This is a genomic window from Aurantibacter sp. UH7, assembly GCF_056839165.1.
This window is the reverse complement of sequence record NZ_CM166388.1, coordinates 2,705,024-2,719,282: the sequence shown is the minus strand read 5'-3', so window position 1 is coordinate 2,719,282 and position 14,259 is coordinate 2,705,024. Positions and strand designations below refer to the sequence as shown.

Below are 14,259 nucleotides of genomic sequence, written 5' to 3'. Positions count from 1 at the left end.
ATACAATAGGCCCATTTTTTTAATATTAGTTGGCCGCAGGGCAGTAACAATCATACTTTTTCTCTGCTTGGCCAAAGTCATAGCCTACTGTAATTTGATGAAAACCGCCATTATCAAAACGAACATCACCTGCCTGATACGAATAATTATAGGAAACCATAAAATTCTTTATGTTGGCTCCTACAATAGGTGTAAACAATTGTAATCTTTGCTCACCAAAATCTGCTCCATTTTGAAATTGAGCTCCATCAAAGCTTCTTCTATAAGAAACTCCACCCCAAATTCTTCCAAAATCAACATCTTTATACACTTTAGCATTTATATCTAAAGCTTTTTCCTTTGTAAAATCTGTCATTTGAAACAAAACGGAAGGCTCAAATTGCCATTCGCTCCTACCAAATACATATCCCGCTGAGACCAAATATCTTCTTAAGTTATCAATTACCGGCACATCACCTAACCTTCCAAAACGGTATAAACTACGCTCCGTAGCTAAAAGGTTCATTACTGCAAAATGCGCATAAAACTCCATTTTACTGTACGAAATACCCAAATCTAAATTAAAATAGCCTTGACTTATCTTACTACCAACTATTGCTGGGTCGAATTCAACCGAACGAAATTCACTCTCATCCAAACTACTTTGCAAATATGTCGGACTTAATCCAAAAGACAACTGATCTAAATATCGTGCATCACCACCTAATTTTAAATGATGAGCATACGTAAGTTTAAAACCTGTTTGTGCATGATATCCATTAGCATCATTATAAAAAATAGCGCCAACACCACTGTTGGTTTCCCCTATTCTAAAATTAGCATTTAAGGTTTGTAAATTTGGAGCATCTTCTACGCTAAACCATTGTTTACGTACCGTACCACGTATTTTACCACCCTGACTTATACCTGCCATTGAAGGGTACACTAAATAGTAGTTATCCGCTAAATAATCAAAGTAAACCGGGATACCCTCTTGGGCCTTCGAAGAAAAGACAAAGGCTAACAATGCAAACAAAAGCAACAATCGCTGTTTCATACAATATAGATGTGGGGATGTTAAAGCTGGCTGAATATACATTTATAACGATTGAATTGTAAGATTATTATTCACAAAAACACCTTGATTACTGTCTATTATTAGTAATTCTAACCATTTACTCAATAACTTCTGAAATATCTTAGTTAAGCGTACAATTTAACAACAAAAAAGGATTCATTGGTTTAAAACAATACTTTTTCGATAAAACATAGAAAGCTACCCAATGATGCTATCATTTAATAATAGGAATGACGTATTTTTGTAGAAAATAGAAGACTTATGAAGGAGTTTAATATAACAGTTACCGAAACAAACAACCCTACTATTCTCAAATTTGAGACTAATCATATGCTCACACAGGGTAAAAACTATGAGTTCAAGAATATTGATGATGCTCAAAAGTCACCTTTAGCACAACAATTATTCTACCTTCCCTTTATAAAAACGGTCTATATATCTGGTAATTTTATTGGTTTAGAACGTTATGACATAGTAGAGTGGAATGACGTTAAGGATGAAGTTGCGCAGCAGTTGGTTGAATATTTAAATGCTGGCGAACCCATTATAAACGATGAAGATTCTTCTAAAAATATAGCAGCTACTGTCTATGCAGAAGTTACCCCAAATCCGGCGGTAATGAAATTTGTTTGTAACAGAAAAATAGTTCCTGAAACTTTCGAATTCAAAAATATTGATGAAGCTAAAGATTCGGAATTGGCAAAGAAATTATTTCATTTCCCATATGTGAAACAAGTCTTTTTTGATGAAAACTATGTTTCAGTTACAAAATATGATGTTGCAGAATGGGAAGAAATTAATATGGAACTCCGTGAATTTATTCGCACTTATTTAAGTGAAGGTAATGAAGTAGTTTCTACTAATGCAATTGCCATTAAACAAACCGAAGCCGAAGAAGTTAAAGCTATTGTACCAGACCTTGATGATACTTCTCAGCAAATTGTTGCAATTTTAGACGAGTATGTAAAACCAGCTGTAGCAAGTGATGGTGGTAATATTCTTTTTCAATCGTATGAAGAAGACACTAAAACTGTTAATGTTATTTTACAAGGTGCTTGTAGTGGCTGCCCTTCTTCAACATTTACATTAAAGAACGGAATTGAAACCATGTTGAAAAATATGATGGGTGATAAAGTAAATGAGGTAGTAGCTCTAAATGGCTGATAGTTAGTTAAAATCTTCGCTTTTAGCTGATATTTTAGTAACTTACTAATTCACTTAAAAACATTACACATGTCAGTATTAAAAGTAATTGAAGTATTAGCAAATTCAGACAAAAGTTGGGAAGATGCTGCAAACAATGCAGTAGCTCATGCCTCTAAATCTGTAAAAAATATAAAATCGGTTTATATTAACGAGCAGAGTGCAACTGTAAAAGATGGCAAAATGTATAATTTTCGTGTAAACGTTAAGATTACTTTTGAAGTAAAATAACTTAGCATTATTCCATAAAAATATAAAGGCGCCGCTTAGGCGCTTTTTTTATGCATTCATAAATACAAACAGATTGTTCAATCGGTTTCTGAAATAAATATCACTTCTGAAATTTACAGGTTTTAGTTATTGAGCTAAAAGTTTTCTTCTTCCTTTTGAATTGAAAACTAGAGTTAATTTACCTTTGCATCGATGGCATATTCAAGCCTCCTTTAACTCATACGAAAGAAGTTTTAACCCAATTGATTTAATACTACCCATATTAACAATAGTTTAATTGTAAGTGCTTGAACTAAGGACTTAATTTTGCTATGTTGCCCCGAAACATAAATTTTACACATTTAAATGGAAGAATTAACAGACTATCAAAAACATATTGACAACGCCATTAATTGGTTATGGCAGGCTTTACCAAATTTAATTTTGGCACTCGTAATTTTATTTGTTGGTATATGGCTTACGCGCTTCATCAATAAACTAGTGGCTAAATTCTTTGAAAAAGCAGATTACGACCAAACGCTTGAAACTTTCCTACAAAGCTTTATTCGAATAGCTTTAAAAGCAATACTGTTTGTTTTGGTTATTACACAGCTTGGCGTAAAGTCTACTTCATTAGTAGCAATCATCGGTGCAGCAGGCTTGGCTATTGGCTTAGCATTACAGGGCTCCCTAGCTAACTTCGCAGGAGGAGTGCTTATTTTACTTTTTAAACCCTTTAAAGTAGGTGATTTTATTTCTGCGCAAGGTGTGGATGGCACCGTCAAAGAAATTACCATTTTTACCACCAAATTAAACACCTTTGGCAACCAAGTAGCCATACTCCCAAATGGGCAATTGAGTAATAATAATATTGTGAACTACAATGCTGAAAATACCCGTAGAGATAAAATAGATGTTGGTATAGGATATAGTTCAAACATTAAGAAGGCTAAAGACATATTACTTCAAATTTGTGCTGATAATGAAAATATTTTAGAATTACCAATACCTGAGGTTTATGTTGGCGAATTAGGTGATAGCTCAGTTAATTTAACTTTACGGTTTTGGGCGAAAAACGAAGTATTTTGGGCAGCGCATTTTCATGTACTTGAAGAATTAAAATATCGTTTTGATGCAGAGGGTATTGAAATACCTTTTCCACAACGCGTTGTTCACACAAACAACTAGTTTTTTGGCTTCGGCTTTTGAATGATAAAATCTTTTAAATAAAAAGGTTCGAAATAGGCCACATTTTCAAAGGCTGAAATAATAAATTTCTCGTAGGCCAACATGCACATTTGTTTGGCACTAGGCACCACATTTAGCTCATAGGAGAAATTGGAATTTACTAGCACTTCTTTACATTTTTGTGCACCGCTACCTACCAGTAAAACCTTGCCATTAGACGCATATTCATTAAAACTATCTGTGTCAATAATTTCGGCTTTTGTTTTACGCAGTAGTTTTAAATATTTGTCATATACTTCGGAATAAACTTCCATTCGTCTAGCATCTAAAAGTGGAATAACATAATCAGCTTCAGCTACTTTAGATTGATGCGCCATACTTTCTAGAGTAGGTATACTAATTAATGGAACATCTAGAGCAAAACATAATCCTTTAGCAGCAGAAACTCCAATTCGCAAGCCCGTATACGAGCCTGGACCTTTACTAACGGCTATAGCATCAATATCATTTAAAGAAAGTTTTGCCTCCTTAATTATTTCATCAATAAATAAATGCAGTTGTTCTGAATGAGAATAATTAGGAGTATCGTGTTCTTTTATGGCAATTAATTTACCCATATGAGAAACACTAACCGAACAGTTTGTTGTTGCGGTTTCAATATTTAATATTGTGGCCATATTCCGCAAAGATACTACCTAATAAAAAAACCTACTAGTTCTCATTTGGAACTAGTAGGCAAATACTTAAGATTTCTAATTTTAGTTTAAGCCTATAGGTATTCCAAAGTAGAATTCTAAAACTTTAAGTCTGAAAATATAATCATATTTTGTCCGAACCACATCGGCTTCGGCATTATCTACTCGAGATTGTGCCTGACTAAAATCAAATGCATTCATTAAACCCACGTCAAATTTTTCCTTCGAATAATTATAAGCTAATCGTGTTGCATCTAAAGTCTTCTGCGCCGCCTCATAAGCCTTAGCAAAACTTTTGACGTCAACGTAAGCCTGATTAATACTAGTTTCTAAATCCAATTTATCTTGCTCTAATTGTAATTGTGCCTTTTGCACATTAATTTCAGATCGCCTTATATTATTCTTATTTAAAAACCGATTAAATATAGGAACGTTTAATTGTATACCATAAGAAATACCATCGTTCAACCATAGCTGATCTTTAAAACTATCTCGCTGAAGTAAACCAGTTATATTATTAAAATTTTCTTGATCAGAATAACGAGTATTGTAATTAAAAAAAGCTCCTAATGTTGGCAATAATGCTCCCTTAGATATTTTTAAATCTTGTTCTGCTAGCGAAACTCCACTCTCTGAAAATTTTATTTCATTTCGAAAAGTGAGTGCCGTTGCAAATATCTCTTTAGGTGTTCTGTTTATTACTTCTGAAGGCGGTATTTCTATTTCAACTTCTGCCACATCAAAATTCTCATAATCTGTTATTTGTAATAATTGTGCCAAATTAATACGTGAGATTAGAACTAAGTTTTCGGTATTTACAATTTGCTGCTCTAGTCCTGCTGCTGTAGCTTCAATTTCCAACAAATCACCCCTTGGCACTACCCCCGCTTCTACCAGTTCTGCGCTTCTTTTTAAATCCTGTTCGGTTACTGCATATTGTGCTTTTTGTGTAATTAGCACTTCTTTATTTGAAATTATGTTAAGATAAGCATTAGCTACTCCTAAACGTATGTCATCTTTTAAACCGTCTAAACGATATTGATTCGCTAACGAATTCATTTTAGCTCTTCGAAGCCTATTAATATTTCTCATACCATTAAAAATACTTACGGTGGAAGTCACTCCACCACTAGCTGTTAATATAGTAGTAGTTACGGGCTGGTTGTTTGTTGGATCAAATGAGAGACCTGTGTTTGCAGAAGAACTAAGTTGTGCATTTGCATCAGGTAGAAAGTTACCAAAAGCATCAGATTCGTCAATATAAACACTTTCTAAATCCAACTCATATTGTGCGATTGAAATGTTGTTTTCTTCAGCGTATTGTATACATTCTTCAAGTGTCCATTTCTTTTCCTGGGCAAATATTACGCCTATTGAAAACACCATAAGTATGGTTGATAGTTTAAATTTCATTTTTTTGATTTTATATTCTTGATTGATGATGTTAATTACGATTAGGTCCTTTTTCTACTTTTGCGACCTCATTCCATATTTTAATTTTGTCCTTATCTGTTACTCCTGAAAGCACCTCCACATTTATTCCATCACTTACTCCTAATTCCAGTTCTCTTTTTTCGTATTCGTTCTCACCCGTTTCAATCTCCACAAAGGGTTGTTCCGAATCTTTTTCAAACTGAAGCAATGCTTCCTTAATAGCCAGGACACTATCTTTCTGCTCAATAACAATAGATGCATTTGCACTATAACCAGCTCTGATATACGTATCCTCATCAACCTTTAAATCTCCTTCAATTTTAAATTGAACGGCACCATCTACCTCCGTACCTTTTGGAGCTACAAAGCGTAAATCGGCATCAAAATTAGAATCTTCCATTGCGCCTAAGGCTATCTTCAACGGCATACCAACTTTTAATTTAGCTACTTCAGCCTCATCAACTTCACCTTCAAAAATCATTTTAGACATATCAGCAATTGTCGCAATTGTGGTTCCTTCATTAAAGTTGTTTGTTTCTATAACTTGATACCCTTCCTCAACTGGAATCTCCAAAATAGTTCCTGTAACCGTCGCTCTAATATTTGTGTTGGCCGACGCCGCACCACCAGCAGAACCTTTTCGAATAATCTGATAATCTGATTGGGCGTTTTGCAATTCTTGATTCGCCTGGTCGAATTGCAATTGAAGTGTATTAAAATCTTGACTAGAGATTACTCCCTTATCAAATAGGGTTTTATTTCTATTGTATTCAATAGTCGTATTTTTTAAATTAATCTCTGCATTTTTTACACGACCTCTAGCCTGATTTAATGATTGCTCATTTGGCACAACCTTAATTTTTGCAATAAGATCACCAGCATTAACATGAACACCTTCTTCTAAATAAATTTTTTCAATAATTCCAGAGATCTGCGGTTTAATATTAATCTCATCCTCTGGCACTACTTTACCCGTTACCACCACTTTATTGATGATATTTTCTTTTGACAAAGTAGCTGTTTCAAAAAGTTGAGCTGGAGTACTATTCTGCTTAATAAAATAGGCAGTAGCCCACAAAACCGCTATGACCAAAAGGCCGATTAACGAGTATTTTACATATTTGTTCATTGGTCGATAATTATTTATTTATTCTTCTCTTAATGCGTCAATCGGTTTTATTTTAACCGCTCGGTTAGCTGGTATTAAACCGATTAAAATACTCAGCACTACTAATAATGTAAATGAAATTAAAAATTGAGGTATAGAAAAAATAGCGTTCCGAATTGGAACCGCTTCCATACCTTCGAAAGCCATATTAGCTATTGCTAAAATTCCTGTTGACAACGTAAAACCCAGAAGCCCAGCAAATACTGTAATTAAGATAGCTTCCAATACAATTTGTCTTTTAACCACTTTAGGCGTTGCACCTAATGCTCTTCGAATTCCTATTTCTTTGGTGCGTTCTTTTACCGTAATAAGTAAAATGTTACTAACCGCGATTATACCTGCCAACAATGTGAATATGCCAACAAAGAATGAAAAACCATTTAACACACCGGTAAACGCCGCGACACTGTTAAAAATTCTAGACATATCAAAAGTCCCTATGGCTCGTTCATCATCTGGGTGAATACTATATTTATTTTTCAGTAATTTTTTAATTTTAGCCTCAATCGGTGGCACTGTATATTCTGGATAAACAGTCATTGCCATGAAACCAATCTCATTTCCGCCACCAAAAGTTTTCTTACAGGTGGTAAAGGGAATAAAAACGGCGTTATCTCCATCTATATCTACGTTTTCATTCTTTTTATATACACCTACTACAGAGAAAAAGACTCCATTTATACGAATACTATGCCCAATTGCATCTTCGCCTTTATCAAAAAGTTGTTCGTAGGTTTCCTGCCCAATAACACATATTTTTTTACTGTATTCAATATCCTTGTTATTCAAAAATCTACCGGAAACGATATTCTTTTTCATTACATCATCGATTAAAGGATAATCACCCAATACCGATGAACCACTTGTACGACCGTTTCTGTATACCGACACTGGAGTATTATATCCTCCAAGTTGTATTCTAGGAGATATTATATCAATTTCTGGAACTTGCTTTTTAATAAGGTCTACGTCATCTGTTGTGAATTTTATACGCCGGCCCCTTTCGAATCCTTTATAGGGTTCAGAAGTTGATTGACTCCACATAAATAGACTATTACCAGAAGTGCCTTTAAATATATCATCAAAACTATTGCTCATACCATTAGTTGCTCCCAATAGCAGTAATAGAATTATCATAGCAAAAAATACACCCAACATTGTCAAGAATGTGCGAAACATATTCTGACTCAATGTATTGAGTATCTCTGTCCATAAATCTCTATCGAATAACCACATATTATTTATCGCTTAAAGCTACAATCGGCTTAACTCTAGCTGCTTTAATTGCCGGAATTAATCCTGCTAACATACCTGCTACAACTAAGACTATTGTTGCAATTATTACAGTTGACATATCTACCGACGGATTTTTAAAAGCAGGCGCATCCATTAATGGTCCAACTAAAGCTAATAGACCAGTTGCGAATAATAAACCTATCAATCCGGATAAAGCGGTAATAAAAACTGACTCTAATAAAACCAACATTATTATTTGCTTCGGCTTCGCTCCTAGTGCTTTTCTTATCCCTATTTCCTTAGTTCTCTCTTTTATGATAAAGACCATTATGTTGCCAATACCAACAATACCGGCTATCAAAATTAATAAGCCAATAACAACACTCATTATTTGAAGAACACCGGTAAACTTCGCAATATTATTAAAAGCCTCTGCTGTATTCCATATTCTTAAACCTGCTTGATCATCAGGTGATATTCTATGCCTCCTTTTTAGTAGTACTGCAACTTTATTAGAAAAATCTAGTGCTTTGTCCAGATTAAAATCTGGATTATACGTGAGCATAATTTGATCTATATCTTTTGTATTACTGTAGATTCTTTGATAAGTTGTGATGGGCGTATAAATCATACTTTCTGCACCTTCATCTTTATCATTTACGAAAACACCTACAATCACGAATGGCAGACCATTTATCTCAATAAATTTACCAAGTGGATCTTCTTTTTTATATAAATCCGCAGCTACTTTTTTCCCTATAACTGCAACTTTAGCACCTCCAACTACATCACTTTTATTAATATAGCGACCTTGCGAAATATTGATCTTTTGAATATAACCGTGATCACTATTTATAGCCATAACACGGTATGATCCTGTTTCTTTTTTATATCGTGCAGTGGTGCCTCTTTCAAAGACAGGTGTAATATATTCATATTTACCTTTAAAGCTCCCTTTTATATAATCAACATCATCGTTTGTAAATTGAATTCTTCTACCTTTTTCAAAACCAGCATATGCCTTAGAAGTTGTACGAGACATTATGTAAATTGCGTTGCTCGCATTATTATTAAACTGGTCGTAGAAACCATTCTGCATGCCGTTTACAGATGCCAGTAATAATACCAATATGAAGATACCCCAAGCGACCGAAAAACCAGTGAGAAAAGTTCTCAGCTTATTATTTCGGATACTGTGAAAAATTTCTTGCCATATATCGCGATCAAACATATTGAGAAGCTCTTACTTGGTCTACTTTTTTATCTTCTACGATAACACCATCTTTTAAATGAACTATACGCTTACACATGTTAGCAATATCGGGTTCGTGTGTTACTACCAAAATGGTATTACCGTTATCATTTATCTTTTGAATAAGATCCATTACTTCGTACGAAGTAGTACTATCTAAAGCTCCTGTAGGTTCATCAGCCATTAAAACTTTTGGCTCAGCTGCTAAAGCTCTAGCTATTGCTACTCTTTGTTTTTGACCACCAGACAATTCACTTGGCAAATGACCAGCCCATTCTTTAAGGCCTACTTGTTCGAGATATTTTAATGCTTTTTCTTGACGCTCTTTTCTTCCAACGCCTTGGTAATATAATGGGAGTGCTACATTCTCAACAGCAGTCTTGTAATTAATTAGATTGAAGGATTGAAAGATAAAGCCTAAGAATTTATTCCGGTATTGCGCAGCTTTTGTCTCGTTAAGGTTCTTTATTGGAACACCGTCTAAGGTATAGCTACCTTCATCAAGCTCATCTAACATGCCTAAGATGTTCAAAAGGGTTGATTTACCTGATCCAGAAGAGCCCATAATAGCTACAAGTTCTCCTTCATCTATATTAAAATTTAATCCTTTTAAAACATGAAGCGAGTTACTTCCCATTTTATAAGATTTGTGAAGATCTTTAATTTCAATCATTTTGGTAGTGTTAGTTGTTTTGGATTGATAACCTGTAAATAAGACATTTAAGTTCCAAAATTGTTACAAGAACTTGTACAAATTTTATGTTAAAAAAAATTATCCGCCGAATTCTTCCTTTTTTAAGGCATTCCAAACCTTAATTTCGTCTTCTAAGTTTATTCCTGATTTTACTTCCACATGTATTCCGTCACTAATACCAAGTACAACATCACGTCTTTCGAATTCTTGATCACCGGTAGCGACTTCAACAAATGGTGCTTTTGTAGTAGAGTCAAATTGCACCAGCGCTTCCTTTACTGCGAGCACGCTATCTACCTTGCCTAAAATAATGGATGCATTTGCACTTAAACCAGCACGTATGAAAGTAGTATCACTTTTTTTCAATGTACCTTTAATTTCAAATTGAATAGCTCCATTTTCTACATTACCCTTCGGCGCTATATAATCCAAAACAGCGTCAAAAACAGTATTTTCAATAGCCCCAACTGTAATTTCTAATGGTAAATCTTCTTTTATTTTACCCACCTCAGATTCATCAACCTTACCTTCAAAAATCATTTTTTCTACATCTGCAATAGCGGCAATTGTAGTACCCTCATTAAATGTATTACTCTCAATTACTTGGTTGCCAACTTCTACTGGCACTTCTAAAACCATACCTGTTACCGTTGATTTAATTAGCGTGTTAGCTGAGCCACTTAAACCAGACGTAGTTCCTGTTTTTACAATATCAAAGCGTTTTCGAGCAGCCCCATACGATTGTTTAGACTGATTAAATCCAACTTCAGCCTGCTCCATATCTACTTTTGAAATAACACCTTTATTAAATAAAGTCTTTTGACGATCTAAATTTCTCTTTTGATCATCTAAAGCTATTTTAGCTGCATCAATATTGTTTCTTGCATCGTTCAATGCACTTAAATTAGGCACAACTTTAATCTTAGCTAATAAATCACCAGATTTCACATAATCACCTCCTTCAACATAAATTTCTTCAATAACTCCAGAAATATTAGGTTTAATTAACACTTCTTCTAATGGCAATATACTTCCTGTTGCGACTGTTTTTCTAACAATAGTTTCCTTTGATGCTTGTTCGGTTTCGTAAACTACAGGGTCTTCAGCATTCTTTTGATATAAATAATACATAGCTGCTCCAAAGGCTATTATTATGGTCAATAAAATGATTACTGTTATTCTCTTTTTCATTTTTTGTTAGTTTGATTGATTGATGAATTTTTATTCTGTCCGTAAAGCCTCTATCGGCCTTACTTTTATCGCACTATTTGCAGGAATAAAACCTGCAAATAAGCCCGTAACTATTAATATTAATAATGCTACTGTTACTACTCCAAGGTTCACACTTGGATTTACAAACATCGGCACCGGCCCGTTTGAATCTAAAATGTAATTGACTCCATAAATAGTTAAGGCACCCATTACTATACCTGCCATGCCAGAAATTATAGTCAAGAAAATAGATTCCATTAAAATCTGTTTTTTAATAGACCATGGACTTTCACCTAAGGCCCTACGAATACCAATTTCCTTGGTTCTTTCTTTAACAACGATTAGCATAATGTTACTTACCCCAATTACCCCAGAAAGGAGTACCAGAATACCAACAAAGTATCCAATAAATCGTAAAGCCCCGAACAGACGTTGAACACGACTAAACTCTTCGAATAAATCGAAATGTCCAATAGCCCTAGCGTCATCAGGATGAATACGGTGTCGTTCTTTTAAAAGTGCAAATATTTGTTCTTTAATGTCTGTAATTGGTGTTCCGTCAACAGCTGTAATAGCCATCCATCCAATATCATTACCACGATTAAAAACCTGCGAGAAAGTGGTGAAGGGCGTATAAATTTCCTTTTGAGCTTGGCCTCCGCCATTATTTTCACTCTTTTTATATGTGCCAATAACCATAAAATTGACATTATTAATTTTAATGTATGTACCTAAAACCTCTTCATCTTTCTCATATAAACTATTGCGAACATCAACACCTATAATAGCCACTTTTCGCTTTTGTTCAATATCTAATTGATTGATAAACCTACCAGAAGTAATATCCATAGGTTGTTGCTTAATAATCTCAGGATAATCACCATAAATGCTGAATGCCCCAGTTTTTAAACCTCGCACTACATTACCACCATCATTAAAACCACCAGATTGATTTCTTGGAGACACAAAACGCAAACCATCAATATTATTCCATAAGGCCGGGACATCGTCTGTCTTATAATAATAAATTCTATCTTTAGGCAACCCTTTATAAGCCTTAGTTGCTTTCTGTGTCCATGTAAACATTGTATTTGTTGCAATGTCACCAAAATTAGAACGTATGCCATTCTCAAGCCCTTTTCCTGCAGACAACAAAAGTATGAGTATGAAGATTCCCCAGAAAACTCCAAACGCAGTTAAGATAGTTCTAAACCAGTTTGTGGTTAGTACTTGCAATATCTCCTTCCAACGATCTTGATTAAACATAATTTTTTTTTATTCGTCTCTTAGTGCTTCAATTGGTTTAATACTAGCAGCACGCCATGCAGGAAAAAAACCTGCTACAGCACCAGCCACAATTAAAAGGAAAACTGTTGTTATGGCTACACTAAAATTTATTGAAGGATTTAATATGTAATCGACTTTTACATTCGGACCTACAATTTCTAACAAGCCCATACTCAATATTAATCCCGCAAAACCAGAAACTGCAGTTACGAATACAGCTTCATGTAGAATCATAACAATTATTGACCATGGCTTTGCACCTAAAGCTTTCCGTATTCCAATCTCTCTGGTTCGTTCTTTTACGATAATCAACATAATGTTACTTACACCTACTATACCGGCGATAATTGTACAAATACCCACAAACCAGAAAAACATTTTTATCCCATAATTTAAATTATGAAAACGCTGTACGCGTTCTAATGTATTGAATGTATTAATTGCACTTGCATCATCTGGGGCAACAGTATGCGCTTGTTGAAGGTAACTTTTCATCTCTGCAGAAAACTTCTCTGAATCTGCCAAAGATTGCTCAAAAGTTTCTGCTGGCTTTAAAGTAAAAAACACCATGTTTATACTATCTCCCCCATTAAAAACAACCTGAGAAGTAGTTACTGGCATAAAAATCTTTTCTTCTTCTCGTTCTCCGCCAGCATCACTATAAACACCGATTACTTTAAAACTTAAATCATCTATTTCTAATTGTTTGCCTATTGGGTTTTCAACACTATTCATCAGTTCGCGATGAATCTTATTACTGATGACTACAACTTTAGATTTTTGTTGCTCATCATAATAATTTAAGAAACGACCATATGACATGGATGCATTTTCTATTTGTTGAAAATCTGGTGATGTACCCCATACCATATAGGCGCCTGATTCTTTACCATAATTTACGGATGTATTGAAAACTCTGTATTGCGGCGATTTATACTCTAACTTATCATCATATAGCTTTTCAAGCATGTCGTAGTTTTCACGACGCAATTGAATTCGTCTTCCTGGGTTTAAGCCTTTATATTCTTTTGTGGTAACCTGTGTCCAAACACCAATTAAATTACCAGCGTCGCCTTCAAATTCTTTCGCAATACCATTCTGCATGCCTTGACCAAACCCGAGAAGAATTACTAAAATGAAGATTCCTGAAGCAACTGAAATACCTGTAAGAAATGTACGTAGTTTGTTTTTACGTATGGTATCAAAAATCTCTTGCCAGCGTTCGATATCGAACATAAGTTAATTTTAGGTTGGTTGAAATGAAATACAGTTGTATTACATTAAGACTACCACAAAAGAACTTTGTTACAGTTTGAAATATAAAATAATGTTAAAGTACAAATCAAGGATGTTAAGATGTCATCTTTCGATATACGAAGTAAAAAAGAATACCTACTAATATATAAGGAATGGCCATTAAATAAACTATTCCATTATTAACTCCTTCAGCAATTGCAATATTCTCCTCACTCTCCAATACCGCCCTACACATTGCACATTGGGCTTGAGACATCTGTGAAAACATTAAGAGCATAATTGATAATAAATAAGCTAACCTTTTACCTTGAAACATTTGTTCCATTTTTAATGGTCCATCATCTTTAAAAATTGATGCGAATTTAT

Annotated in this window: 14 protein-coding genes; 3 read left to right on the top strand and 11 right to left on the bottom strand. The window is 34.4% G+C overall.

Features of this window, described 5'->3' with window-relative positions; genetic code table 11:
* Nucleotides 1-25: 25 nt before the first annotated feature.
* Nucleotides 26-1,036, bottom strand: coding sequence for a PorP/SprF family type IX secretion system membrane protein (locus UH7x_RS11410; RefSeq protein WP_482360062.1), 1,011 nt, complete (start codon nucleotides 1,034-1,036; stop codon nucleotides 26-28).
* Between the two features lie 282 nt (nucleotides 1,037-1,318).
* Here UH7x_RS11410 and UH7x_RS11405 point away from each other — a divergent pair, with 282 nt between their 5' ends.
* From UH7x_RS11405 to UH7x_RS11395, 3 genes are all read left to right on the top strand, one after another.
* Nucleotides 1,319-2,221 (top strand): NifU family protein, encoded by a 903-nt coding sequence (locus UH7x_RS11405; protein WP_482360061.1) that lies wholly within the window; start codon nucleotides 1,319-1,321, stop codon nucleotides 2,219-2,221.
* Between the two features lie 69 nt (nucleotides 2,222-2,290).
* Nucleotides 2,291-2,491: a dodecin family protein gene (locus UH7x_RS11400; protein ID WP_482360060.1), complete on the top strand. Its 201-nt coding sequence runs from the start codon at nucleotides 2,291-2,293 to the stop codon at nucleotides 2,489-2,491.
* Nucleotides 2,492-2,836: 345 nt separating this feature from the next.
* Nucleotides 2,837-3,658 (top strand): mechanosensitive ion channel family protein, encoded by an 822-nt coding sequence (locus UH7x_RS11395; protein ID WP_482360059.1) that lies wholly within the window; start codon nucleotides 2,837-2,839, stop codon nucleotides 3,656-3,658.
* On the opposite strand, the gene tsaB is transcribed toward UH7x_RS11395, so the two are convergent.
* The 10 genes from tsaB to UH7x_RS11345 all read right to left on the bottom strand — a co-directional run bounded on the left by tsaB (nucleotide 3,655) and on the right by UH7x_RS11345 (nucleotide 14,170).
* Nucleotides 3,655-4,335 carry a tRNA (adenosine(37)-N6)-threonylcarbamoyltransferase complex dimerization subunit type 1 TsaB gene (gene tsaB, locus UH7x_RS11390; protein WP_482360058.1) on the bottom strand — a complete coding sequence of 227 codons (681 nt, stop codon included), beginning with the start codon at nucleotides 4,333-4,335 and terminating at the stop codon, nucleotides 3,655-3,657. The two genes, UH7x_RS11395 and tsaB, sit on opposite strands and share 4 nt — an antisense overlap.
* Before the next feature lie 81 nt (nucleotides 4,336-4,416).
* Nucleotides 4,417-5,766 carry a TolC family protein gene (locus UH7x_RS11385; protein WP_482360057.1) on the bottom strand — a complete coding sequence of 450 codons (1,350 nt, stop codon included), beginning with the start codon at nucleotides 5,764-5,766 and terminating at the stop codon, nucleotides 4,417-4,419.
* Nucleotides 5,767-5,797: 31 nt separating this feature from the next.
* Nucleotides 5,798-6,916 (bottom strand): efflux RND transporter periplasmic adaptor subunit, encoded by a 1,119-nt coding sequence (locus tag UH7x_RS11380; protein WP_482360056.1) that lies wholly within the window; start codon nucleotides 6,914-6,916, stop codon nucleotides 5,798-5,800.
* Nucleotides 6,917-6,934: 18 nt separating this feature from the next.
* The gene (locus UH7x_RS11375) at nucleotides 6,935-8,191 is read right to left on the bottom strand and encodes an ABC transporter permease (protein WP_482360055.1); all 1,257 of its coding nucleotides are present in this window, start codon (nucleotides 8,189-8,191) and stop codon (nucleotides 6,935-6,937) included.
* A 1-nt stretch (nucleotide 8,192) separates the two neighbouring features.
* Nucleotides 8,193-9,422: an ABC transporter permease gene (locus UH7x_RS11370; RefSeq protein ID WP_482360054.1), complete on the bottom strand. Its 1,230-nt coding sequence runs from the start codon at nucleotides 9,420-9,422 to the stop codon at nucleotides 8,193-8,195.
* Nucleotides 9,415-10,116: an ABC transporter ATP-binding protein gene (locus UH7x_RS11365; protein WP_482360053.1), complete on the bottom strand. Its 702-nt coding sequence runs from the start codon at nucleotides 10,114-10,116 to the stop codon at nucleotides 9,415-9,417. The genes UH7x_RS11370 and UH7x_RS11365 overlap by 8 nt, the downstream gene beginning before the upstream one ends.
* 99 nt (nucleotides 10,117-10,215) lie before the next feature.
* Nucleotides 10,216-11,328 (bottom strand): efflux RND transporter periplasmic adaptor subunit, encoded by a 1,113-nt coding sequence (locus UH7x_RS11360; protein ID WP_482360052.1) that lies wholly within the window; start codon nucleotides 11,326-11,328, stop codon nucleotides 10,216-10,218.
* Between the two features lie 30 nt (nucleotides 11,329-11,358).
* Nucleotides 11,359-12,615, bottom strand: a complete 1,257-nt coding sequence (locus tag UH7x_RS11355; RefSeq protein ID WP_482360051.1) for an ABC transporter permease — start codon at nucleotides 12,613-12,615, stop codon at nucleotides 11,359-11,361.
* Between the two features lie 9 nt (nucleotides 12,616-12,624).
* Nucleotides 12,625-13,872, bottom strand: a complete 1,248-nt coding sequence (locus UH7x_RS11350; RefSeq protein WP_482360050.1) for an ABC transporter permease — start codon at nucleotides 13,870-13,872, stop codon at nucleotides 12,625-12,627.
* A 115-nt stretch (nucleotides 13,873-13,987) separates the two neighbouring features.
* Entirely contained in the window at nucleotides 13,988-14,170 is a 183-nt protein-coding gene (locus tag UH7x_RS11345) for a hypothetical protein (RefSeq protein WP_482363599.1), read from the bottom strand.
* Between the last annotated feature and the right edge of the window lie 89 nt (nucleotides 14,171-14,259).